This window comes from Mycobacterium sp. ITM-2016-00317 (assembly GCF_002968295.1).
GTDB lineage: Bacteria > Actinomycetota > Actinomycetes > Mycobacteriales > Mycobacteriaceae > Mycobacterium.
Genome location: NZ_CP134399.1, coordinates 3,744,462 through 3,768,911 on the forward strand (window position 1 = coordinate 3,744,462; position 24,450 = coordinate 3,768,911).

Annotated in this window: 19 protein-coding genes; 10 read left to right on the forward strand and 9 right to left on the reverse strand. The window is 69.9% G+C overall.

Features of this window, described 5'->3' with window-relative positions:
• The first annotated feature begins 30 nt into the window (after positions 1-30).
• The 3 genes from C6A87_RS17815 (at position 31) to C6A87_RS17825 (ending at position 4,450) form a co-directional block, all read left to right on the forward strand.
• The gene (locus C6A87_RS17815; RefSeq protein ID WP_311113500.1) at positions 31-1,683 is read left to right on the forward strand and encodes an AMP-binding protein; all 1,653 of its coding nucleotides are present in this window, start codon (positions 31-33) and stop codon (positions 1,681-1,683) included.
• A 140-nt stretch (positions 1,684-1,823) separates the two neighbouring features.
• Positions 1,824-2,984: a N(5)-(carboxyethyl)ornithine synthase gene (locus tag C6A87_RS17820; RefSeq protein ID WP_311113501.1), complete on the forward strand. Its 1,161-nt coding sequence runs from the start codon at positions 1,824-1,826 to the stop codon at positions 2,982-2,984.
• 152 nt (positions 2,985-3,136) lie between these two features.
• On the forward strand, positions 3,137-4,450 hold the full coding sequence (locus C6A87_RS17825) for an HNH endonuclease signature motif containing protein (protein ID WP_311113502.1): 1,314 nt from the start codon (positions 3,137-3,139) through the stop codon (positions 4,448-4,450).
• Positions 4,451-4,459: 9 nt separating this feature from the next.
• Here the strand turns inward: C6A87_RS17825 and C6A87_RS17830 are convergent, their stop codons facing one another.
• Positions 4,460-9,577, reverse strand: coding sequence for an SDR family NAD(P)-dependent oxidoreductase (locus tag C6A87_RS17830; RefSeq protein ID WP_311113503.1), 5,118 nt, complete (start codon positions 9,575-9,577; stop codon positions 4,460-4,462).
• Between the two features lie 57 nt (positions 9,578-9,634).
• Positions 9,635-10,018, reverse strand: coding sequence for a nuclear transport factor 2 family protein (locus C6A87_RS17835; RefSeq protein ID WP_311113504.1), 384 nt, complete (start codon positions 10,016-10,018; stop codon positions 9,635-9,637).
• A 47-nt stretch (positions 10,019-10,065) separates the two neighbouring features.
• Between C6A87_RS17835 and C6A87_RS17840 the strand changes: the two genes are divergently transcribed.
• Complete coding sequence (locus C6A87_RS17840) at positions 10,066-10,926, forward strand: LLM class F420-dependent oxidoreductase (protein WP_311113505.1); 861 nt, start codon at positions 10,066-10,068, stop codon at positions 10,924-10,926.
• A 10-nt stretch (positions 10,927-10,936) separates the two neighbouring features.
• Here C6A87_RS17840 and hemW read toward each other — a convergent pair whose 3' ends face one another.
• Positions 10,937-12,076 (reverse strand): radical SAM family heme chaperone HemW, encoded by a 1,140-nt coding sequence (gene hemW, locus C6A87_RS17845; protein WP_311117979.1) that lies wholly within the window; start codon positions 12,074-12,076, stop codon positions 10,937-10,939.
• 347 nt (positions 12,077-12,423) lie between these two features.
• On the opposite strand from hemW, the gene C6A87_RS17850 reads away from it, so the two are divergent.
• The 5 genes from C6A87_RS17850 (at position 12,424) to C6A87_RS17870 (ending at position 18,004) form a co-directional block, all read left to right on the forward strand.
• Complete coding sequence (locus tag C6A87_RS17850) at positions 12,424-14,097, forward strand: nitrite/sulfite reductase (RefSeq protein WP_311113506.1); 1,674 nt, start codon at positions 12,424-12,426, stop codon at positions 14,095-14,097.
• A gap of 34 nt (positions 14,098-14,131) precedes the next feature.
• A complete protein-coding gene (locus C6A87_RS17855; protein ID WP_311113507.1) occupies positions 14,132-14,839 on the forward strand; it encodes a phosphoadenylyl-sulfate reductase in 708 nt (235 codons plus the stop codon).
• Positions 14,818-15,540 (forward strand): sirohydrochlorin chelatase, encoded by a 723-nt coding sequence (locus tag C6A87_RS17860; RefSeq protein ID WP_311113508.1) that lies wholly within the window; start codon positions 14,818-14,820, stop codon positions 15,538-15,540. The genes C6A87_RS17855 and C6A87_RS17860 overlap by 22 nt, the downstream gene beginning before the upstream one ends.
• Before the next feature lie 93 nt (positions 15,541-15,633).
• Positions 15,634-16,998: a hemolysin family protein gene (locus C6A87_RS17865; protein WP_311113509.1), complete on the forward strand. Its 1,365-nt coding sequence runs from the start codon at positions 15,634-15,636 to the stop codon at positions 16,996-16,998.
• Entirely contained in the window at positions 16,991-18,004 is a 1,014-nt protein-coding gene (locus C6A87_RS17870) for a hemolysin family protein (RefSeq protein WP_311113510.1), read from the forward strand. Before C6A87_RS17865 ends, C6A87_RS17870 begins: the two co-directional genes overlap by 8 nt.
• A 1-nt stretch (position 18,005) precedes the next feature.
• Here the strand turns inward: C6A87_RS17870 and C6A87_RS17875 are convergent, their stop codons facing one another.
• The 6 genes from C6A87_RS17875 to C6A87_RS17895 form a co-directional block, all read right to left on the reverse strand.
• On the reverse strand, positions 18,006-19,028 hold the full coding sequence (locus tag C6A87_RS17875) for a TOBE-like domain-containing protein (RefSeq protein WP_311113511.1): 1,023 nt from the start codon (positions 19,026-19,028) through the stop codon (positions 18,006-18,008).
• A 19-nt stretch (positions 19,029-19,047) separates the two neighbouring features.
• Entirely contained in the window at positions 19,048-19,860 is an 813-nt protein-coding gene (gene cysW, locus C6A87_RS17880; RefSeq protein ID WP_311113512.1) for a sulfate ABC transporter permease subunit CysW, read from the reverse strand.
• Positions 19,857-20,732: a sulfate ABC transporter permease subunit CysT gene (gene cysT / locus C6A87_RS17885; RefSeq protein ID WP_396837106.1), complete on the reverse strand. Its 876-nt coding sequence runs from the start codon at positions 20,730-20,732 to the stop codon at positions 19,857-19,859. The genes cysW and cysT overlap by 4 nt, the downstream gene beginning before the upstream one ends.
• 14 nt (positions 20,733-20,746) lie before the next feature.
• On the reverse strand, positions 20,747-21,772 hold the full coding sequence (locus C6A87_RS17890) for a sulfate ABC transporter substrate-binding protein (RefSeq protein WP_311113514.1): 1,026 nt from the start codon (positions 21,770-21,772) through the stop codon (positions 20,747-20,749).
• A gap of 117 nt (positions 21,773-21,889) precedes the next feature.
• On the reverse strand, positions 21,890-21,982 hold the full coding sequence (locus C6A87_RS29205) for an Ms4533A family Cys-rich leader peptide (RefSeq protein ID WP_353961403.1): 93 nt from the start codon (positions 21,980-21,982) through the stop codon (positions 21,890-21,892).
• A 148-nt stretch (positions 21,983-22,130) separates the two neighbouring features.
• Positions 22,131-22,334 carry a hypothetical protein gene (locus tag C6A87_RS17895; RefSeq protein ID WP_311113515.1) on the reverse strand — a complete coding sequence of 68 codons (204 nt, stop codon included), beginning with the start codon at positions 22,332-22,334 and terminating at the stop codon, positions 22,131-22,133.
• An 84-nt stretch (positions 22,335-22,418) separates the two neighbouring features.
• Between C6A87_RS17895 and C6A87_RS17900 the strand changes: the two genes are divergently transcribed.
• The gene (locus C6A87_RS17900) at positions 22,419-24,425 is read left to right on the forward strand and encodes a glycoside hydrolase family 15 protein (RefSeq protein ID WP_311113516.1); all 2,007 of its coding nucleotides are present in this window, start codon (positions 22,419-22,421) and stop codon (positions 24,423-24,425) included.
• Positions 24,426-24,450 lie beyond the last annotated feature (25 nt).

Genomic DNA, 24,450 nt, shown 5'->3' on the forward strand with positions numbered 1-24,450 from the left:
AACTCCTACCCAGAGCGGCGATTTTTACTGATGAGCATTGGATTCCCGACCGAGCAGGCCGATGACCTGGCACGTGGGTTCGTCCCCTTTCCCCAGGACCGGGCCGAGGTGTACCGCCAGGCCGGTTACTGGACCGACCGGCCCCTCGACTCGATCCTGACGGACGCGGCCGCCGCGTGGCCCGACAGACCGGCAATCATCGACGCCACGCAGAGCTACACGTTCGCGGAGTTGGCGTTGGCGGCCGACCGGGCGGCTGCCGGACTGGCCGAGCTGGGCGTCCGACCGGGTGACCGGGTGCTGCTGCAGCTGCCCAATTCGTGCCAGTTCGCGGTTGCCCTGTTCGGGCTGTTGCGCGCCGGCGCGGTACCGGTGATGTGTCTGACCGGACACCGGACCGCCGAACTCGGCCACTTCGCCGAAGTCAGCGGTGCCACGGCGCTGATCGTCCCCGACCGGGCCGCCGGGTTCGACTACCGCGAGATGGCCGCATCGGTGGCGGCCGAGCATCCGGCGCTGCGCCATGTGATCGTCGACGGCGAACCCGGGCCGTTCGTCGCGTGGTCGTCGGTCCGCGACGCTGAGAGCCCGCCTGTGGAGCGCGCGCCGGTCGATCCCTCGCTGCCCGCGCTGCTGTTGGTGTCCGGCGGCACCACCGGCCTGCCGAAGCTGATCGCGCGCACCCACAACGATTATCTGTACAACGCCGTCACCTGCGCGCAGGCGTGCGGCATGACCGGTGACGACGCGTACCTGGTCGCGCTGCCGGCCGGGCACAACTTCCCGCTGGGCTGCCCGGGGCTGCTCGGTTCGATGACGGTCGGGGCACCGACGGTGTTCACCGCCGACCCCAGCCCCGAGAATGCGTTCGCGTTGATCGACAAGCACCGGATCACGGTCACCGGGCTGGTGAACGCTCTGGCCAAGGTGTGGGCGCAGGCCTGCGAGTGGGAGCCGGTGCTGCCGACATCGTTGCGGTTCGTCCAGGTCGGCGGCTCGCGGATGAGCCCCGAGGAGGCACGCTTCATCCTGGAGCGCCTGACCCCGGGCATGTCGCAGATCTTCGGGATGGCCGAGGGGATGCTGAACTTCACCCGCCCCGGCGACCCCGAGGACGTCGTCGTACACACCCAGGGACGCCCGATGTCGCCTCTCGACGAGATGCGCGTGGTCGACGAGAACGGCGACGAGGTGGCGCCCGGTCAGGAGGGTGAGCTGCTGGTGCGTGGGCCCTACACCCTCAACGGTTACTACCGGGCCGACGACGCCAATGCCCGCTCCTTCTCCCCCGACGGCTTCTACCGCACCGGTGATCGGGTGCGCATCTTCGCCGACGGCCCACGCGCCGGGTACGTGGAGGTGACCGGACGGATCAAGGACGTGATCCACCGCGGCGGCGAAACCGTGTCGGCGACCGACCTGGAAGATCATCTGCACACCCATCCGGCGATCTACGCAGCCGCGGCCGTCGCACTCCCCGATGACTACCTGGGTGAGAAGATCTGCGCCGCAGTGGTTTTCCGGGGTAAACCGATCACCCTGACCGAGCTGAACGCTTTCCTCGACGAGCGTGGCGCCTCTACTCACGCCCGGCCCGACGTGCTCACCCCGGTGCGGTCGCTGCCGACGACGGCTGTGGGCAAGGTCGACAAGAAGCAGTTGGTCGCACAGCTCACGTCCTGAGCGGGATGTCCGGCAGGTCGTGCTCGGGGTAGGCTGGCCCGGTCGGGACCAACCGGTCCCCTCAGCGAGGGGTTGGCAATGTGCTCGATGAACCGGGCATCCGATGCCCCACCGCCCCCCTCGTCCCTGAGACGGCTTTGATGACCGGACGCACTGAGACAGAACGACTTTCGATCGGCGTCCTGGCGGGCTCCCGCAAGCCCGACGAGTACCGGCTGCCCATCCACCCCGCTCATTTCAGCCGGCTCGGTCCCCAGGTGCGCCCCAAGGTGTTCCTCGAGCACGGATACGGAGCCCGGTTCGGCGCGACAGACGACGGGCTGTCGGAGTTCGTCGGTGGAATCCGCACCCGCGAGCAACTGATCGCCGAGTGCGATGTGATCCTGCTGCCCAAAGTGCAGGCCGCAGACCTCGCCGAATGCGCTGTCGGACAGATCGTCTGGGGCTGGCCGCACTGCGTGCAGGACCGTGAGCTCACCCAGGTGGCGATCGACCGGAAACTGACCCTCGTCGCTTTCGAGGCAATGAACCACTGGCGGCCCGACGGCGGCTTCGGCCTGCATGTCTTCCACAAGAACAACGAGCTGGCCGGGTACTGCTCCGTGCTGCACGCGATGCAGCTGGCCGGCATCACCGGCAGCTACGGCCGTCGGCTCAGCGCCGCCATCCTGGGGTTCGGTGCGACGGCCCGTGGGGCGGTCACCGCGCTCAACGCCCACGGCGTCGACGATGTCCACGTCCTCACCAACCGCGACGTCGCCGCCGTCGGATCACCGATCCCCTCCACGCAGATTTCGCAGATGGGCGGTGACTCGGACACCCCCGGGGGGATCTGGGCGGACGTGCCGGACGGGCGCGTTCCGATCGCGGAGTTCCTCGCCGCCAAAGACATCGTCGTCAACTGTGTGCTTCAGGATCCGAACGCGCCGCTGATCTTCGCCTCCGAGGACGACCTGCCCTCGTTCGCACCGCGGAGTCTCATCGTCGACGTCTCCTGCGATGTGGGCATGGGCTTCACCTGGGCCCGACCCACCTCGTTCGTCGAGCCGATGATCGCGCTGGCCAACGACGTGCTCTACTACGCGGTCGACCACAGCCCGTCGTATCTATGGGACTCGGCGACGTGGGAGATCAGTGAAGCATTGCTGCCTCACCTGGAAGCACTGCTGGAGGGCCCCGCGACGTGGGACCGCACGCCCACCATCGCCCGCGCGATCGAGATCCGCGACGGCGTCGTCCTCAACGAGAGCATCCTGGCGTTCCAACACCGCGACCACGCGTATCCCCACGTGGTCAGGTGACCCGCTGGCTGGCGGTCGGCGCCGTCGGTCCCCATGCGGCGATGTGAGCAGGATCGGGCGGAATCGCCCCTTCCGAATCGGACGGCCAGGCAGTTCGGCATCACCCCGGCGACGATCCGGATTTGTCAGACCTTCGAACTAGTGTTCGAGGTATGGAGTTGGTGGCCGAGGCGGTGGGGACGATCGCCGAACAGGTCGCCGTGCTGTCCAAGGCCGCCGACGAGGTGTCCCACCGCGAGCTGATCGGGCTGCTGGCCGAATTGACGACGGTGTTGCGGTCCATTCCGGCGGTGGAGCACAAAGTGCTGAGCCGATTGATGGAGGAGACCGAGCCGTGCCGGTTGGGTGAGGCGACGTGGAAGAAAGTCCTCACCACGTCGTTGCGGGTCTCCGGCGCCGAGGCGGCACGCCGGCTGGCGCGCGCGAAGACGTTGGGGCCGCGACGTGCGATGACCGGGGAACCGTTGCCGCCGGCGTGGGAGGCCACCGCGGCGGCGCAAGCCGAGGGGCTGCTCGATGAGGAGCATGTCGCGGTGATCGCGAAGTTCCACAAGAAGCTGCCCGCCTGGGTCGATGTCGATACCCGTGCGGCCGCGGATCGGCAGCTGGCCCACAACGGCTCGGGGCTGGATCCGGAGAACCTGGCCGCCGCGGCGGCGAGATTGTTGACGAAGATCGATCAGGATGGTCCCGAACCGTCAGACCAGGAGCGGGCCCGCCGGCGTGGCATCACGATCAGCAAGCAGGGGTGCGACGGCACCGCCGCCATCTCCGGAACACTGACCCCCGAGGCGCTGGCGGTCTGGGAGGCGATCTTGGCCAAAGAAGCCGCCCCCGGAGCCAACACCGACGGCCCCGATACCCGCACCCCGGCCCAGCGCCGCCACGACGCGTTTTTGGCCGTGGGGCGCCGGGCACTTGAATCCGGCGAACTGGGCACCCACAACGGACTGCCGACCACGGTGATCGTGTCCACCACCCTCCAGGAACTCCAGAAAGGCGCCGGGGGCTCGGTCACCGGCGGCGGATCACTGTTGCCCATGCGGGATCTGATCCGGATGGCCGCCAACGCCCACCACTACCTGTATGTCTACGACCAACACAGCGGCCAATCCCTGTACCTGGGCCGCTCCAAAAGACTGGCCACCGCGGCGCAGCGGATCGTGTTGCATGCGCGCGACCGCGGCTGCACCCGGCCCGGGTGCAGCGCCCCCGGCTACTGGTGCCAGGTCCACCACGCCACCACCGACTGGAAAGACGGCGGCCACACCGACATCGATGAGCTGACCTTCGCCTGCCCGTCAGATCACCGCATGCTCGACAAGACGGGCTGGAGCACCACCCGCAACACCAAGAACCAGACCGAATGGCACCCGCCACCAGAGCTGGATACCGGCCAACACCGCATCAACGGCTACCACCACCCCGACCGCTATCTCCTCCCCGAAGACGACCAAGGCCCGTAACCCGAATGCTTAACTGATGTCAGCCTTTTCGGACTGCGGCGTGAGCATCTCGACCATCCGGTCGATCACCGCTGCGGCGGTCGGGTGCTCCCACAACAGTGTCGGCGGCAGCGACAGACCCGTGCGCTTCTCCAGCGCACGCCGTAGCGCGACCGTCATGATCGAGTCGACACCGGCCTCGACCAACGGAACCCGCAGATCCACCTCGCTGTCGGACAGGCCGAGTTCGGCGGCCACCGCCTCGACCACCTGCTGCGCCACCCACTCGCCGAGGTCGGCATCGCCGGGACCGACCGGTGCGGTATCGCCGGTGTCGACATCGGCGCTCGGTGCCACGTCGGCCAGGATCGGCACCGCGGCCGCCTCCGGAAGCAGCGGCAGCACCACGACGTTCGGCTCGTCACCGCGCATGGCGGAGTCGAGCGCGCGCATCGCATCGTCGGCCCCGACGGTGCCCATCCCGAGTGCTTCCAGCTGCGCCGCGACGTAATCCGACGTCGACCCCATGCCCAGACCACGCCACGCGGTCCACGCGACGCTGACCGTGCGGTCACCGAGATCGCGCCGGTGCCGCGCCGTGGCGTCCAGGAACGCGTTGGCGCACGCGTACGCCCCCTGCCCCGGGAAGCCCGCGAGGTAGCCGCACGACGAGAACAGCACCATCCAGTCCAACTGCTCGGGTGGGAACAACTCGTGCAAGGTGAGCGTGCCCGCCACCTTCGGACGCATCGCGGCCCGAATGTCAGATTCCGACGTGTTCACCAGCAGCGCACCGGCTTCCACCCCGGCGGCGTGCACCACACCGCGCACCGGCGGCAGATCGTCGAGCACCGCCCGCAGTCGCTCGCCCGCATCCGCGGCCCCGATGTCGATCGCCGCGACGTGCACGGACACCCCGCGCTCCTCCAGCGCCGACACTGCGCGGGTCGCCTCGGTCGGCGCCTCGGCCCACCGCCCCCGGGGCGGCATTCCCGACCGGGACAGCAACACCAACCGTCGGGCGCCGAGGTCGGCGAGCCGGTGCGCGATCCGCAACCCCAGCACGCCGGTACCGCCGGTGACCAGATACGTGCCGGCCGGTGAGCACGTCATCGGTGCGCCGGCGCCGGGGCGCGCATGCGTCAGTCGCGCGGTCAGCGCGACCCCGTCACGGGCCACCACCACACCGTGGCCGGACAGCGACGCGAGCACCCCGACCGGCACCGTACCGGCCACATCGAGCACACCGCCCCACAGCTGCGGGTGTTCGGCCGCGGCGACGCGCGCCATCCCCCACAGCGGCGCATGCACCAGGTTCTCCCCCTCGTGCACCTTGCGCGTCAGCACCCAGAGACGGGCTTGAGAGTTGTTGTCGGCGAGGTGTTTCAGCGTGTCCAACGTCTGCAGGACGGCGGCTTCCGGCGAGTCGTCGCGGGGCACCAGCAGCACCACCGAGCCATCTCCGGTGTCGACCGGCACCTGCTGCGGGCTGCCGTACACCCGGTGCGGCACCCCCGATTCGGTCAACTCCCGCACTACCGCCTCGAGCCCAACGCCGGCGCCGATCACCGCGACCTCGCTCGGCCGGGCGTCGCCGTCGAACTCCGTCTCGTGCCACGCCACATGGTGCAGCATCCGGGACGCGTCGGTCCCGGTGGCGCTCTCCAGTTCCTCGAACGTCATCGCGGTGAGGGAGGCGAGCGCCGCTCCCGACTCGTCGGCGATCACCACGTCGGTGGTGGTGCCCGCGCGGCGCCGGACGTGCACCACCGCGACCGCCGGTGGCGCACCGCACACGTGCACGCGCTCGACGCGGGCGGGCATCCGCAGCCGCGGTGGTCCGTCGAACACCGTGGACGCCGCCGAGGTCGCCGCGTCCAGCAGGGTGGCCCAGCTGGGCGGCACCGAACCGTCGGCCTCGGCGCGGACACGGACCAGCAGTTCGTCTGCGCCGCGCCGGATCTCGAGGACCTGCCAGCCGAAGCCCATCGCCGCCACACCCAGCGTGGCGAGAGTGTCGACGACGTGGTCGGGCGGCAATGGCTCGGTGCACCGGTCCCAGGTGGCCGCGTCGACGCCGCCACCCATCAGCTCGGTGAGCTCGCCTTCGAAGTCCTGGCCGGTCGCGACGACGGCACTGCTGTGGGTCAGCCATCCGGACTCGTCGGCACCGTCGGTGTCGGCCAGCCGTGAGGAGATCCGCACCGAGCGGTCCTGCAGCACCACCTGGATGTCGCGGGCCCGGCCGGGTGGCACCGGTGTGCGCAGCCGCACATCGGTCAGGCCGCCCGATCCGGCCACGGTCAGGAAAGTGTTCAACAGCACTGCGGCAGGGACGATCTCGGTGCCCTGCACGGGATGGTCGCCGGGATAGGGCCGATTGCCCATGTCGAGGCCGGTCTGCCACACGCGCGCCGGCACCTCGCCGGTCACGTCGACGACGCCGCCGAGCAGCGTGTGGGACGCGGGATCGTGCAGCGCGCGGGTGTTGGGCGGCGGCGTCGGGGTGCGCCAGAACCGGCGGTGTTGCCACTGCGTGCCCGGGAGCTCGGCCCACGGCATCGTCGGGGTGAACCCGTGTGCAACCGGCGCGCCGTGGCAGTACAGCGAGCCGACCGCGGCGGCGACGGCACGCCCCTCCGGGTGGTCGCGGCGCAGCACCGGCACCACGGCGTGGTCGTCCATGCCGAGTGCGGTCAGCGTCTCGACGATCGAATGCGACACCACGGGATGGGCGGACACCTCGAGGAACAGCCGGTGCCCGTCCTGCCCGGCGGCCTGCACGGCCTCGGCGAAGCGCACCCGGCCGCGCAGGTTGGCCACCCAGTAGTCCGGGTCGCGGGCGGCGCCGGACCGGGGATCCTGCAGCGCCGTCGTGTAGAGCGGCACCCGGGCCCGGCCCGGAGCGGGCAGGGTCGCGACGAGCCGCGCGAGTTCACCGGTCAGTGCGTCCATCGCCGGACTGTGGAAGGCCACGTCGGTGTTCACCCGGCGCACCATGATCCCGGCGGCCGTCCACGCCTCGACGACGTCGTCGACCGCGGCCACCGTGCCGGACACCACCGTGGATTCGGTCGACGCGCTGATCGCCGCGACCACGTCGGTGCGGTCGCCCAGTCGGCACTCGGCCTCGTCGAACGGCAGGCGCACCAACGCCATTGCGCCGTCGCCGGCCACCGCCCGGAACCCGCGGGCCCGGTAGCACGCGATGGACGCGCCGTGCGCCAGGTCGAACACCCCGGCGACGACGCAGGCGGCGACCTCGCCGACCGAGTGCCCGATCACCGCGGCAGGTTCCACTCCGCGCTCTCTGAGCACCGCGGCGAGACCGACCTGCATCGCGAAGGTGAGCGCCTGCACCCGGTCGGTACCGCCGAGCAACCCGGTGGCCAGCGCCTCACGCGCGGAGAAGCCCAGTTCGGGCCCGAACACCCGGTCCACCTCGTCGACGGTGGCCGCGAACGCCGGCTCTACGGCGAGCAGCTCGCCGCCCATCCCGGCCCAGTGCGAACCGTGTCCGGAGAACACCCACACCGCGCCCGCGTCGGCACCGGGAACGACGGTTCCGGTCACCACCCGCGGGTCCCGTTGCCCGCCGGCCAGAGCGTCCAGCGCGTCGACGTCATCGGTGAGCACCGCGGCCCTGACCGGTTCGTGGGCTCGGCGCGTCCACAGTGTGGCGGCGACCTCGCCGGTCGGGATCTGCGCGGTGCGCAGGTGATCGGCCAGGGCTGCGGCCTGCGTGTGCAGGCGCGACTCCGAGCGCGCCGACAGTGGAAGGAATTCCGCTCTGCCACAACCGGTCTCGACATCGGGGGTGGGCGGTGCCTCTTCGAGCAGCACGTGCGCGATGGTGCCGCCGTAGCCGTAGCTGCACACCGCGGCACGGCGCGGGCCGTCGCGCTGCGGCCACGGTTCCCGCTCGACTGGCACCCGCAGTCCGCTGTTCTCCCAATCCACGGCGGTGGTCAGCGTGCGCACGCCCGCGGTGGGCGGCAGCTCGCGGTGGTGCAGGGCCAGGGCCGCCTTGATCAGGCCGATGACACCGGCACCGCCTTCGAGATGCCCGGTGTTCGGCTTGACCGACCCGACCGCACACGGGTTGTCGGCCCGGCCTGCCCCGTAGACCGCCGAGAGCGCGCCGATCTCGACGGGATCGCCCGTGGGCGTTCCGGTTCCGTGCGCCTCCAGGTAGTCGACGCCGGCCGGCGCGATACCGGATACGCGGCAGACGAGCCGGAACAGATCCTCCTGGGCCTGCCCGTTGGGCGACATGATGCCGACGGTCCTGCCGTCCTGCGCGACCGCGCCGCCCCGCACGACCGCGAGCACGCGGTCACCGTCGCGGACCGCGTCGGCCAGGCGTTTGAGCACGACGACCCCGGCGCCCTCGCCACGGCCGTAACCGTCCGCTGCGTCGTCGAAGGTCTTGCAGCGGCCGTCGGGCGCCGTCGCGCCGGCGACGTCGAGCACCCGTGTCAGGCCGGGGCCGATCAGCGCGCTGACCCCGCCCGCGAGCGCCAGCGACGTCTCACCGTCGCGCAGCAGCTGACAGGCCTGGTGCACCGCCACCAGCGAGGCCGCGCACGCGGCGTCCAGCGCGACGCTGGGTCCGCGCAGATCGAGCAGATGCGACACCCGGTTGGCCACGCCGCACAGCGAGGTGCCGATCCCGGTCCAGGCCTCGATGCCTGCGATGTCCTCCATGAGGAGCTTGCCGTAGTCGTCGGAGTTCACGCCCATCAGCACCGCGGTGTCGCTGCCGGCCAGCGACCGCGGCGAGATGCCCGCGTGTTCCAGCGCCTCCCAGGACACTTCGAGCGCCATCCGCTGTTGCGGGTCCATCAGCTCGGCCTCGCGGGGCGAGACGCCGAAGAACTCGGCATCGAAGCCGGGCAGGTCGTCCAGGAAGGTCCCCCACCGGGTGGTCTGGCGCAGCAGTGCGGCGTTGCGCGGATCCCGGTGCAGGTAGGGCTCCCAGCGCTCGGCCGGCACCTCGGTGACCTTGCTGCCCCCGGCGAGCAGGAACGACCAGAAGTCCCGGGGTGTGCGGATGTCGCCCGCGAGCCGGCAGCCGATACCGACGATCGCGATCGGCGCGGCGGGCGAGCCAGTGTGGATAGCCTTCCCTAACCCTGGCTTCGACATGCCGGACATCCTGGCACAACGCGTTTGCTCGCGCGGAGGTACCCGGGTGCGGGGCGCTCAGCGGTGTGGCGGCGGCTGCGCTCCCGGGTCCTCGGGATCGACCTCGACCGCGTACGACGTGATCGTGGTGACCTCGTCGCCGTCGAACTCGTAGAAGGCACAACTGGCGACGGCGGTCACCCCGTCGGGCCGCACGTAGCGGACGACGGTGTCCACCGCGACCACGTCACCGCCGCCGGCGACGACCCGCCGGTCGAATTCCACCGTGGTGCCCTTCAGGCTCTCCAGCGTGTCCTGACACGTGCGCCGGACCGCGTCGGCGCCTTCGAGCACCATGCCGCCGACGATCGTCCACCGGACGTCGCGGGCGAGGTGGTCGAGCGCGTCCTCGAAGCGGTGCTCGGAGAACGCGCGGGCCACCGCGGCCGGGTCGAATGCCATGGGCCGACCGTAGCGTCCCGGACGTCCGGCACGGTATGAGTAGACGTATGAATCTGTCCGGCGTCGGCCTGTGGAGTTCTCAACTGCGATATGGAAATCCGGAGGAAGCGGCCGAAGCCGCCGCCGAACTGGACGGGCTCGGCTACACCGCCCTGTGGATCCCCGACGTCGGCGGACCGGTGCTGGACTCGGTGGACAACCTGTTGTCGGCCACCGAGAAGACGACGATCGCGACGGGCATCCTGAACCTGTGGATGCACGATCCGGCCGAGGTCGCGGCCCGCTACGCCACGCTGACCGAGGCGCACGGCGAGCGGTTCCTGCTCGGCATCGGGTGCAGCCACGCGCCGCTGATCGACTCGCAGGAGCCGGGGCGCTACCGCAAGCCGCTGGCCGCCACCAAAGCGTTCCTGGACGGCATCGACGCGTCCCCGCAGCCGGTGCCGACCGGCAACCGGGTGCTGGCCGCGCTGGGCCCGAAGATGCTGCAGTTGTCGGCGACGCGTGCGGGCGGCGCGCACCCGTACCTGACCACCCCCGAGCACACCCACCAGGCCCGCGAGGTGCTCGGCGCAGGGCCTATGTTGCTGCCCGAGCAGACCGTGATGCTCACCGACGACCGGGACCTGGCCCGCGAGGTGGGCACCCAGTGGCTGCAGTCCTACCTGGCGCTGCCCAACTACGCGAACAACCTGCTGCGGCTCGGCTTCACGGAGGAGGACCTGAGCACGGTCAGTGACCGGGTGTTCGACGCGCTGATCGCGTGGGGCGACGAGGACGCGGTCGCCCGGCGCGTGCAGGATCATCTCGACGCCGGCGCCGACCACGTCTGCGTCCAGGTCCTGACCGCCGATCCGCGCGAGTTCCCGCGCGAACAGTGGCGCAGGCTGGCCGCGGCGCTGCTGTAGACCGCGGCGGTCAGCTCAGCAGGTCGCGCACCACCGCGTCGGCGAGCAGCCGCCCGCGGTCGGTGAGCACCAACCGGTCCCCCTCGGCGCGCAGCAGGCCGTCGGCGACGGCGCGGTCGGCGCGGGCCCGTTCGACCGCCGACAGCACCTGCACGGGCAGACCGCTGCGCAACCGCGCCCGCAGCATCACGTCCTCGACGTGCGAGGTCTGCGCGTCCAGCTCCTCGTAGTCGGCGACGGGCAGCGCACCGCCCTCGAGGGCGGCCGCATACGCGTTGGGGTGCTTGACGTTCCACCACCGGATCGAGTCGACGTAGCCGTGCGCGCCCGGCCCGGCGCCCCACCACTGGCCGCCGTCCCAGTAGCCGATGTTGTGTCTGCACTCCCCGCCCGGGCGGCTCCAGTTCGACACCTCGTACCAGTCGAAGCCGGCCTCGGCCAGGCGCCGGTCGAGCAGTTCGTAGCGACGGGCGAGCACGTCGTCGTCGGGAGCCGGAAGCTCACCGCGGCGTACCCGGCGGGCCAGCGCGGTGCCGTCCTCGACGATCAGCGCGTAGGCCGACACGTGGTCGACGCCGGCCTGCACTGCCGCGTCCACCGACGCCATCAGGTCGGCGTCGGTCTCGCCGGGGGTGCCGTAGATCAGGTCGAGGTTGACGTGGTCGAAGCCAGCCGCCCTGGCCTCCCGGGCCGCATCGAGCGCCCGACCCGGCGAGTGCACGCGGTCCAGCGCCGCGAGCACGTGCGGCGCGGTCGACTGCATGCCCAGCGAGATCCGGGTGTAGCCGGCGCGGCGCAGCGCGGCGAAGAACGCCGGCGACGTGGACTCGGGGTTGGACTCGGTGGTCACCTCGGCGCCGGGGGCCAGCGCGAAGTGGTCGCGGATCGCGTCGAGCACGGCGGTCAGCCCCGCCGCGCCGAGCAGCGACGGCGTCCCGCCGCCGACGAACACGGTCTCGACGGCCGGCGGTTGCGCCAGGTGCGCCGCGGCCAACCGCAGTTCCGTGCGCAGCGCGGCCAGCCAGCCGTCGGGGTTGGCGCCGCCCAACTCGGCGGGGGTGTAGGTGTTGAAGTCGCAGTATCCGCAGCGGGTGGCGCAGAACGGCACGTGGATGTACAGACCGAACGGACGGCCGGCCCGGACCGTCATATCGGGCAGCAGGGCTCGCTGCGCAGTGTCCGGCGGTGAAGTCACCTGCCCAGTCTTCCAGAGCGGACTTTCGCGCACCGTGAGCGCAAGTATCGCCCGGTTTAGTGCCGGTGTGGGTGTCCGTGGCACAATGGCCGGCGTGACTGCCCACAGCTTCCCTCGCCGGGTCTCGCTCGTGGTGCGCCGTCATGTCGACTTCAAGCGTGTTTGCACCTGTTGTTGTCTGCCGTAGTCAGCGGATCTAGGACCCAGCCCACACCAATCTCAGCTGGCCGACGGATCTGCGCCGCCGGACAGCCCCCGGTCAGAAGCGCGATCTGAACGCCGGCTCCGAACAGGAGCCAGTAATGACCACAGCCACACCCAAGCCCGCCAAGCGCCCCCGCGGCGAGGGCCAGTGGGCGCTCGGCTACCGCGAGCCGCTCAACCCCAACGAGCAGTCCAAGAAGGACGACAACCCGCTCAACGTGCGGGCGCGCATCGAGAACATCTACGCCCTGAACGGTTTCGACAGCATCGACAAGGGCGATCTGCGCGGCCGGTTCCGCTGGTGGGGCCTCTACACCCAGCGCAAGCCGGGCTACGACGGCACCTGGACCGGCGACGAGAACACCGACATGCTCGAGGACTCGTACTTCATGCTGCGGGTGCGCTGCGACGGCGGCGCCCTGAGCACCGACGCACTGCGCACCCTGGGGACGATTTCGACCGAATTCGCCAGGGACACCGCCGACATCTCCGACCGGCAGAACGTCCAGTACCACTGGATCCAGGTCGAGAACATGCCCGAGATCTGGCGCCGCCTCGACGAGGTGGGCCTGCAGACCACCGAGGCGTGCGGCGACTGCCCGCGCATCGTGCTGGGCTCGCCGCTGGCCGGTGAGCACCCTGACGAGGTGATCGACGGCACGCCGGCGATCGACGAGATCGTCAAGCGCTACATCGGCAAGCCGGAGTACTCCAACCTGCCGCGCAAGTTCAAGACCGCGATCTCCGGGATGCAGGACGTCGTGCACGAGGTCAACGACGTCGCGTTCATCGGCGTCAACCATCCCGAGCACGGCCCCGGATTCGACCTGTGGGTCGGCGGCGGCCTGTCGACCAACCCGATGCTCGGCCAGCGGGTCGGCGCGTGGGTGCCGCTCGACGAGGTGCCCGACGTGTGGGAGGGCGTGGTCAGCGTCTTCCGCGACTACGGCTACCGCCGCCTGCGGTCCAAGGCCCGGCTGAAGTTCCTGATCAAGGACTGGGGTGTCCAGAAGTTCCGTGAGGTCCTGGAGACCGAGTACCTCAAGCGTCCGCTGATCGACGGCCCGGCGCCCGACCCGGTGACCCGGCCGATCGACCACGTCGGGGTGACGAGGCTCAAGAACGGTCTGAACGCCGTCGGTGTCGCCCCGATCGCGGGCCGCGTCTCGGGCACCATCCTGTCCAAGGTGGCCGACCTGGCCGAGGCCGCCGGTTCCAACCGGATCCGGTTCACGCCGTACCAGAAGCTGATCGTGCTCGACGTGCCCGATGACAAGCTCGACGAGCTGCGCGCCGGGCTGGACGCGCTGGGCCTGCCGTCGACGCCGTCGCACTGGCGGCGCAACCTGATGGCCTGCACCGGCATCGAGTTCTGCAAGCTGAGCTTCGCCGAGACCCGCAAGCGCTCGCAGGTGCTGGTCCCCGAGCTGGAGAAGCGGCTTGAGGACATCAACGCCGAGCTCGACGTGCCGGTGACGATCAACCTCAACGGTTGCCCCAACTCGTGCGCACGCATCCAGGTCGCCGACATCGGATTCAAGGGCCAGATGGTCGACGAGGGCGACGGGCCGGAAGAGGGCTTCCAGGTGCACCTGGGCGGCAGCCTGGGCCTGGACAGCGGTTTCGGCCGCAAGCTGCGCCAGCACAAGGTGCTCTCCAGCGAGCTCGGCGACTACATCGAGCGGGTGGTTCGCAACTTCGTGAAACAACGCGAGCAGGGTGAGCGTTTCGCTACGTGGGCGCTGAGAGCCGACGACGCTGATCTTCGATGAGCGCTCGCGCGAAGAGCGGAAACTGAGGTAGGACATGACTGACACGATGAGCGAGACCGACCTGCAGCAGCTGGCCGAACGCGGAGCAGCCGAGCTCGGCCCGGACGCCACCGCACAAGAGCTACTGGCCTGGACCGACGAGAATTTCGCGGGCAACTACATCGTGGCGTCCAACATGCAGGACGCCGTGCTGGTGGATCTGGCGGCCAAGGTACGTCCGGGCGTGGACGTGTTGTTCCTCGACACCGGCTACCACTTCGTCGAGACGATCGGCACCCGCGATGCGGTCGAGGCGGTCTACGACGTCAATGTCGTCAACGTCCGCCCCGAGCACTCGGTGGCCGAACAGGATGCGCTGCTGGGCAAGAACCTGTTCGAGCGCAATGCCAACGAGTGCTGCCGGCTGCGCAAGGTGGTGCCGTTGTCCAAGTCGCTGAGCGGCTACTCGGCGTGGGTGACGGGCATCCGCCGGGTCGAGGCACCGACGCGGGCCAACGCTCCGCTGATCAGCTGGGACAAGGCTTTCGGGCTGGTGAAGATCAACCCGCTGGCGGCATGGACCGACGAGGACATGCAGGCCTACATCGACGCCAACGGCATCCTGGTGAACCCGCTCGTCGACGAGGGTTACCCGTCGATCGGTTGCGCGCCGTGCACCAACAAGCCCGTCGAGGGCGCGGACCCGCGCAGCGGTCGGTGGCTCGGACAGTCCAAGACGGAATGCGGGCTGCACGCCTCGTGACGCTCGTGCTCACCGCACACGGCAGCGCCGACCCCCGGTCGGCCGCCACCGCACGGTCCATCGTGGCGTGCATCCGGTCGCTGCGACCGGGCCTGGATGCGCGTATCGCCTTCTGCGAGCAGAACGACCCGAATCTGCGGGACGTGCTGGCCGACCTGCCGCGCGGGCTCGGAGTCGTCGTGCCGCTGCTGCTGGCCGACGCGTACCACGCGCGGGTCGACATCCCGGAGATGATCGCCGAGTCCGGCGCCGACGTCCGGCAGGCCGCGGTGCTCGGTGAGGACGACCGGCTGATCCACGTGCTGCGGCAGCGACTCGAGCACGCGGGCGTGTCCCGGCTGGATCCGGGCGTCGGCGTACTGGTGACCGCGGTGGGATCGTCGCGCCCGGCAGCCAACGCCCGCACTGCCGCGGTCGCCCGCGAGCTGACGCTGACCACCCGCTGGAGCGCCACCACCGCATTCGCGACCGGCCCGCAGCCCACGCTCGCCGAGGCGGCCGACGAACTCCGGCGGCGCGGCGCCACCCGGCTGGTCATTGCGCCCTGGTTCCTCGCACCCGGCAGGATCACCGATCGGGTGGCCAACTTCGCCGTGGCACAGGGCATCCCGATGTCGGCGCCGCTGGGCGCGCACCGGCAGGTCGCCGAGACGGTGCTGGATCGTTTCGACGCCGCCCAGACCGTCCACGCAGCCGCCTGAGACCCAGACCACTGCGCCGGCGCCGGTACGCTGGACAGCGTCACTCTCTCGAGACAAGGACTCGATGCAACCTCATAGACCCACGGCGGTCGCATGCTGACCGCCGTTCTCGGTATTTTCATCGGCTTTCTCGTGGTCCTGGCGATCACCGCGCTCACCGGATACTTCGTCGCGCAGGAATTCGCCTACATGGCCGTCGACAGGTCTCGGCTCAAGGCTCGCGCCGAGGCGGGTGACGGCGCTTCTGCCCGTGCGCTGACCGTCACCCGGCGCACGTCGTTCATGCTCTCCGGCGCGCAACTGGGCATCACCGTCACCGGCCTGCTGGTCGGCTATGTGGCCGAACCGCTGATCGGCCGCGGACTGGAGGTGCTGCTCGGCGGCGCCGGGATACCGACCGCGATCGCCGTGGCCGTCGGCGGCCTGTTCGCGATCGCGGTGTCGACCGTGGTGCAGATGCTGTTCGGCGAGCTGTTCCCGAAGAACCTCGCGATCTCCCGCCCCGAGCCTCTGGCGCGCGCCCTGGCCCTGTCCACCACGCTGTACCTGAAGGTGTTCGGTTGGCTCATCTGGCTTTTCGACCAGTCGTCGAACCTGTTGCTGCGAGCGCTGCGCATCGAACCGGTGCACGACGTCGAGCACTCGGCCACCCCGCGCGACCTCGAACACATCGTGGCCGCATCGCGTGACGCAGGCGAGATCCCCGCCGAGCTGTCGGCACTGCTCGACCGGATCCTCGACTTCCCCACCAGCACAGCCGAACACGCGATGATCCCGCGGTCCCGGGTGGACACCGTGTCGGCCGACGACTCGGTGGCCGCGGTGCGCGGGCGCATGGCCGCCGGCCACACCCGCTACCCCGTCACCGGGCCGAGTCCCGACGACGTGGTGGGCGTCATCGAACTCCACGACCTGCTGGGTTCGGTGCCCGACACCGACTCCGCGGGCGCGCACTGCCGCCCGGCGCTGGTGGTTCCCGAGACTTTGCCGCTGCCCAACGTGGTGCACGACCTGCAACAGGCCGGCGAGGAGATGGCGATCGTCATCGACGAGTACGGCGGGTTCGCCGGCATCGTCACGATCGAGGATCTCGCCGAGGAACTGGTCGGCGAGATCGACGACGAGCACGACGACCAGCAGACCGTCGCCGACGCGGTCGCCGAGGGCGACGGCTGGCTGCTCGCCGGCGATCTACCCCTCGACGAGGCCGAGCGCGCCCTGGACCTGACGTTGCCGCCCGGTGACTACGAGACGGTGGCGGGCCTCGTCATCGCCCACGCATTGGGCCTGCCCCAGGTCGGGGACGAGGTCGCCGTCGCGCTGCCCTCGGACCGCGCCGACCTGCTGGCCGACGGTGAGATGCCGACGCGGTCCCTGATCGCCCAGGTCCGCTCGATCGAGCGCCGGGTTCCGGCAAGCGTGTTCGTGACGATCTCCGAGGCGGCCGACGATGAGTAACCCGTGGGCGCTGGCCGCCATCACCGCTGCGCTGATCGGACTGAGCGCGTTCTTCGTGGCGGTCGAGTTCGCGCTGATCGCCGCGCGCCGCAACCGACTGGAGGATGCCGCCGCCACCAGCGCCGCGGCCCGCGCCGCGCTGCGCAGCGCGAGCGAGCTGTCACTGCTGCTGGCCGGCGCCCAGCTCGGCATCACGGTGTGCACGCTGCTCCTCGGCGCCATCACCAAACCCGCTGTGCACCATGCCCTCACGCCGTTCATCAGCGGTCTGGTCGCCCCGGGCTGGGTGGCCGACGTCGGCGGCTTCGTGCTGGCGCTGATCATCGTGACGTTCCTGCACCTGGTGGTCGGCGAGATGGCGCCGAAGTCGTGGGCCATCGCCCACCCCGAGCGGTCGGCGATCCTGCTCGCGCTGCCGATGCGTGGCTTCATGTTCCTGACCCGGCCGCTGCTGCGCGCGCTGAACCGCGCCGCGAACTGGTGTCTGCGCCGCGTCGGGGTGACACCGGTCGACGAACTGGCCGACACCCAGGATCCCGACACGCTGCGGCAGCTCGTCGAACACTCGGCAACGGTCGGCACGCTCGACGAGCGCTATCACGCCAACCTGACCAGCGCGCTGGAGCTCGAAGCCCTGACCGTCGGCCAGCTGGCCCGCCGCGACGAGCACTACAGCGACGTGCCCAGTGACGCGACACCGGCCGAGATCCAGCAGACCGCCAAGGCGACCGGGCATCTGCGGCTGCTCGTGCACGACGGCGGACGGGACGGAGCGATCGTCGGCGTGGTGCACGTCCGCGACAGCCTGTCGGCCGGCACGTCGGCGACCGCGCGACAGCTGATGCGCCCGGTGCTCTTCCTGCCCGAGACCACCCCGGTCTACGAGGCGCTGCGCCTCATGCGGGAGACGCGAAACCACCTCGTCGTCGTCGACGGCCCGTCCGGGCGCGGATTGCTGACGCTGACAGACCTGTTGTACCGGCTGCTCCCGACCGAAGCGGCGTGACTCAGGCGACCGGCACCGGGACGTCGGACGGCAGCGACGGCACCCGGGTGGCGCGCACGTAGACCGTGTCGCCTTCCTTGAGGCCCAGCGCCTCGGCGTCACCGCGGGTGATCTGGGCGGTGAACGGCGCGTGGGTCGCGGCGTTGGTGAGCTCGACACGGACCTCGAAGCCCAGCACCACGATGCGGTCGATCGTGGCCCGGGTGACACCGGTGGCCTGCACGGAGTCGTCCGAGGACGCGATCGCCATCTCCGGATTGCGGCCCACCCGGATGTCGTGTGGGCGCACCAGCACACCGTTGAGTGAGGACACCGCGCCCAGGAACGACATCACGAACGCGTTGGCCGGGGTGTCGTAGACCTGGCTCGGTGTGCCGACCTGTTCGATGCGGCCCTTGTTGAGCACCGCGATCCGGTCGGCGACGTCGAGCGCCTCCTGCTGGTCGTGGGTCACCAGCACCGTGGTCACGTGCACCTCGTCGTGCAGGCGGCGCAACCACGCCCGGAGGTCCTCGCGGACCTTGGCGTCCAGCGCGCCGAACGGCTCGTCGAGCAGCAGCACCTCGGGATCGACGGCCAGCGCACGCGCCAGCGCCATCCGCTGGCGCTGGCCGCCGGAGAGCTGATTGGGGAAGCGGCCCTGAAATCCGGCCAGCCCCACCACTTCCAGCAGGTTGTCGACCCGTTCGGCGATCTCGGCCTTGGGCTTCTTGCGGATCTTCAGCCCGAAGGCGACGTTGTCGCGCACCGTCATGTGCTTGAACGCGGCGTAATGCTGGAACACGAAACCGATCCCGCGCTTCTGCGGCGGCACCCGCGTCACGTCCCGGCCGTTGATGGTGATCGTGCCGGTGTCGGGCTCGTCGAGTCCGGCGATGGCGCGCAGCAGCGTCGACTTCCCGGATCCGCTGGGCCCCAGCAGCGCTGTCAAGGATCCCGCCGGCACGGCGAAGTCGATGTTGTCGAGCGCGGCGAAGTCGCCGTAGCGCTTGTTGGCGCCGTTGACGGTGATCGCGTAGGTCATGGTGTCAGCTCCTATGGGCCTATTTTGCGGCGCGCGTGCGGCGGGCGTCGAGGATCACCTGGGCGATGAGGACCAGGACGGCGACGGTCATCAACAACGTCGAGATGGCGTAGGCGCCGTATTCGGCGCCGCGCGTGTACCGGTCGTGGACCAGCAGGGTCAGCGTCTGGGACGAGCCGGGCAGGTTGGCCGCCACCATCAGCACCGCGCCGAACTCGCCCAGGGTCCGGGCGATCGTCAACACGATGCCGTAGGTCAGCCCCCACCGGATCGACGGCAGCGTGATCCGCCAGAACGTCTGCCACCACTGCGCGCCCAGGGTGGCCGAGGCCTCCTCCTGGTCGGTGCCCAGCTCGTGCAGCACCGGTTCGACCTCGCGGATCACGAACGGCACCGTGACGAAGATGCTGGCCAGCACGATGCCGGGGAAACCGAAGATGATCTTCAGGCCGAAGTCGTTCTCGAGGAAGCCGAACAGTCCCGCCGAGCCCCACAGCAGGATCAGCGCGACACCCACCACGACCGGCGACACCGCGAACGGCAGGTCGATGACGGCCTGCAGCACGCTCTTGCCGCGGAACCTGTTGCGCGCCAGCACCAGTGCGGTCGGCACGCCGAACAGCACGTTGAGCGGCACCACGATCGCGACGACGAGCAGGGACAGCTGCAGCGCCGAGATCGCCGCGGGCGTGCCGATCGAGGCGACGAACTCGCCCACCCCGGGCGAGAAGGTCCGCCACAGGATCAACCCGACCGGAACCACCACCAGCACGGCAACGTAGAGCAGCGCGACCCAGCGCAACAGGTGACGCACCACCGGCGACAGCGTCATGCCTGGAGTTCCTCCCGCTTGGCCGCCCGGGCGCCGATGGCCCGCAGGACGAACAGGATCACGAACGAGATCGCGAGCAACACGATCGAGATCGCGGCCGCACCGACCCTGTCGTCGTTCTCGATCAGGGTGCGGATCCACTGCGAGGACACCTCGGTCTCGCCGGGGACCGCGCCGCCGATCAGCACCACCGAGCCGAACTCGCCGATCGCGCGCGAGAACGCCAGCCCGGCGCCCGACAGCAGCGACGGCAGCAGCGCGGGCAGGATCACCTTGGTCAGGATCGTGAAGTTGTTGGCGCCCAACGACGCCGCGGCCTCCTCGACCTCACGGTCGAGTTCGAGAAGCACCGGCTGCACCGAACGCACCACGAACGGCAGGGTGACGAACAGCAGCGCGATGCCGACGCCCCACTTGGTGTGCTGCAGATGGATGCCCACCGGGCTGGCCGGCCCGTACAGCGCCAGCATCACCAGGCTGGCCACGATGGTGGGCAGCGCGAACGGCAGGTCGATCACGGCGTCGACCAGACGCTTGCCGGGGAAGTCGTCGCGGGTCAGCACCCACGCGACGATCAGGCCGAAGAAGGAGTTCACCACGGTGACGCCGATCGAGATGGTCACCGTGACCCGCAGCGACGCGACCGCGGCAGGCGAACTGACCGCCGACCAGAACGCCCCGACGCCGCCCTCGGCGGACTGCCACAGGATCGCGGCCAGCGGCAGCAGCACGATCAGCGACAGCCACATGGTGGCGGCCCCGACGCGCAGCGACGTCGAACCGTGCCTGGGGTAGAGAAACCGCGAGGGACCGCCCGAGCCACCGTCGCCGGTGAGCTCAGGGCGGATCGCCTCGGGGTTCGGATCGAGCATCCCGGAGGATGTCGTCATCCAGTGGCCTGCTTGTAGATCTTGGTGATGGTGCCGTTGTCCTTGTCGAACAGCTCGGCGTCGACCTTGGACCAGCCACCGAGGTCGGCGATGGTCCACAACTTCTCCGGAGCCGGGAACTTGTCGGCGTACTCGGCGAGCACCCCTGGGTCCACCGGCCGGAAGTTGGCCTCAGCCCACAGCTTCTGCCCCTCCGGGGTGAACTGGAAGTCCACGAACGCCTGCGCCTGCTCCACGTGCTTGCTGGTGTTGACCACCGCGGTCGGATTCTCGATCTTGAAGGTCTGCGCTGGGTTCACGTGCTCCAGATCGAAGTTCAGCGCCTCGTTCTCGTAGGCCAGCAGCACGTCGCCGCTGCCCTGGCGGAACACGTCGGTGGCCTCCCGGCCGGAGCCCGGGCGCAGCCTCACGTGCTCGGTGACCAGCTTGTCGACGAACTCGATGCCGGCCTGGGGATCCTGGCCGCCGTTGCTGGCGTAGGCGTACGGCGCGAGCAGGTTCCACTTGGCCGCGCCCGAGCTCAGCGGGCTGGGCGTGATGACCTCGATACCGGGCTTCAGCAGGTCGTCCCAGGTGCGGATGTTCTTGGGGTTGCCCGGGCGCACCGCGAAGCTGACCACCGAACCGAACGCGATGCCCTTGTTGGGGCCGGCGTTCCAGGTTTCGTCCACCTTGCCGGCCTTGACCAGGCGGGTGATGTCGGGCTCGACGGAGAAGTTCACGATGTCGGCGGGCTTGCCGGCCTCGACCGCACGCGACTGGTCGCCGGAGGCGCCGTAGGACCCGGTGACCGCGACACCCTTGCCCGCCTCGGTGGCTCCGAACGCGGGCGAGACCTTCGACCAGCCCGGCTCCGGAACGGCGAACGCCACCAGGGTCAGCGTGGTGTCGGCGTTGGTGTCGCCACCCTCACCGCCGGCCACGTCGCTGGCGCCGCCACCGCAGGCGGCCAGTACCGTCGCCGACACCGCCAGCGCGGCGGCGGTACGCCACCGCCTCGGGGATTTCAGGATGTTCTGCATGGATGACCTTTCCGGATTCGGATTTCGGTGGTGAGGACCGTTCCGGAAAGGCAGGTTCAGCGCTGAGGCAGATATGCCGCAGCCGTCACCGACACCGAGCCGTGAACGGGCAGGGAGTCAGCGACAACAACAGACATCAGCAACGGCGCACAGACCCACGGCAATGAGGGCCACGATGTGGCCGCTCTTGTTGCCGGACGCCGTTTGCATGGCGCGAAGCGTAACAGAGTTGCTGAGAATCGACGCTGGGGGTATGTGCGGCGGTCAGCAGGGAGTCACCGGGTGAAGTACCACATCACGATGACGAACAGGATCAACGCCACCAGCACGAGGGTGACCCGGGAACGGGGCATGCTGCTCATCGGTCGCCCTCTCTGTCGTCGTCCACGTGCCGGATCCGGTGCAGAATCCGGATGCCGTTTCCCAGCAGGCCGTCCAGCACCACCGCGGTCAGGTAGGCCAGCGTCAGCACCACCGGCATCACCACCACCGTCTGCACGACGAACGGCAGGCCGGTCAGCCACAGCTCCACTCCATCCCACCAGTTGAGGAAGCCGTCCACTCCGCCAGACTATGCGCCCGGCGCCCCTGCGGACCACCGGGTGTCGAGTAGACGCCGGGGTGCCCGGCAGTCGATGATGAGCAAATGGTTTTGCAGCAGTCCGAGACCTCCGACCGCAAGTCGAACAACGGCGACACGGGCCCGTTCTCGCTGGCGACGCCGACGGCCTATCCCCACCCCGGACCGCTGCGCAATCCGTTCCCGCCGATCGCCGACTACGCGTTCCTGTCCGACTGCGAGACACAGTGCCTGATCTCGTCCGCAGGGTCGGTGGAGTGGTTGTGCGTGCCGCGGCCCGACTCCCCCAGCGTGTTCGGCGCGATCCTGGATCGCGGCGCGGGGCATTTCCGGCTCGGCCCCTACGGCGTCTCGGTGCCCGCGGCGCGGCGCTATCTGCCGGGCAGCCTGATCCTGGAGACCACGTGGCAGACCCACACCGGCTGGGTGATCGTGCGCGACGCGCTGGTGATGGGTCCATGGCACGACCTGGAGACCCGCTCACGCACCCACCGGCGCACCCCGATGGACTGGGACGCCGAACACATCCTGTTGCGCACCGTGCGCTGTGTCAGCGGCACCGTCGAGCTGGTGATGAGCTGCGAGCCGTCGTTCGACTACCACCGCACCAGCGCGCACTGGGAGTACTCGGCCCAGGCCTACGGCGAGGCGATCGCGCGGGCGACCAAGGACCCGGACTCGCATCCGACGCTGCGGCTCACCACGAACCTGCGGATCGGTCTGGAGGGCCGCGAGGCCCGCGCCCGCACCCGGCTCAAGGAAGGCGACAACGTCTTCGTCGCACTGAGCTGGTCGAAGCACCCGGCGCCGCAGAACTACGAAGAGGCCGCCGACAAGATGTGGAAGACCAGCGAATGCTGGCGGCAGTGGATCAACGTCGGTGACTTCCCCGACCACCCGTGGCGGTCCTACCTGCAGCGCAGCGCGCTGACGCTGAAGGGCCTGACGTACTCGCCGACCGGCGCGCTGCTGGCCGCGCCGACCACGTCGCTGCCGGAAACCCCGCACGGCGAACGCAATTGGGACTACCGCTACGCGTGGGTGCGGGACTCGACGTTCGCGCTGTGGGGGCTCTACACGCTGGGCCTGGACCGGGAGGCCGACGACTTCTTCGCCTTCATCGCCGACGTGTCGGGCGCCAACAACGGCGAGCGACATCCGCTGCAGGTGATGTACGGGGTCGGCGGGGAACGCAGCCTGGTCGAGGAGGAGCTCAACCACCTGTCCGGGTACGACAACGCGCGGCCGGTGCGTATCGGCAACGGCGCCTACAACCAGATGCAGCACGACATCTGGGGCACGATGCTCGATTCGGTGTATCTGCACACCAAGTCGCGCGAGCAGATCCCCGAGACCCTGTGGCCGGTGCTCAAGGAGCAGGTCGAGGAGGCCATCAAGCACTGGCGGCTGCCCGACCGCGGCATCTGGGAGGTGCGCGGCGAACCGCAGCACTTCACCTCCAGCAAGATCATGTGCTGGGTGGCCCTCGACCGCGGCGCCAAACTCGCCGAGTTCGAAGGCGAGAAGGCCTACGCCCAGCAGTGGCGGGTGATCGCCGAGGAGATCAAGGCCGACATCCTCGAGCACGGCGTCGACGAGCGCGGCGTGCTGACCCAACGCTACGGGCATCCGGCGCTGGACGCGTCGCTGCTGCTGGCGGTGCTGACCCGGTTCCTGCCGCCGGACGATCCGCGGATCCGGGCCACCGTGCTGGCCATCGCCGACGAGCTGACCGAGGAAGGCCTGGTGCTGCGTTACCGGGTGGAGGAGACCGACGACGGGCTCTCCGGCGAGGAGGGCACCTTCACGATCTGCTCATTCTGGCTGGTGTCGGCGCTGGTCGAGATCGGCGAGATCGACCGGGCCCGGCATCTGTGCGAGCGGCTGCTGTCGTTCGCCAGCCCGTTGCACCTGTACGCCGAGGAGATCGAGCCGAGCACCGGGCGGCACCTGGGTAACTTCCCGCAGGCGTTCACCCACCTGGCGTTGATCAACGCGGTGGTGCACGTGATCCGCGCCGAGGAGGAGGCCGACGCGTCCGGCACCTTCCAGCCGGCCAACGCGCCCGTGTAACGACGGCGTCCCGGTTTTGCGTCTG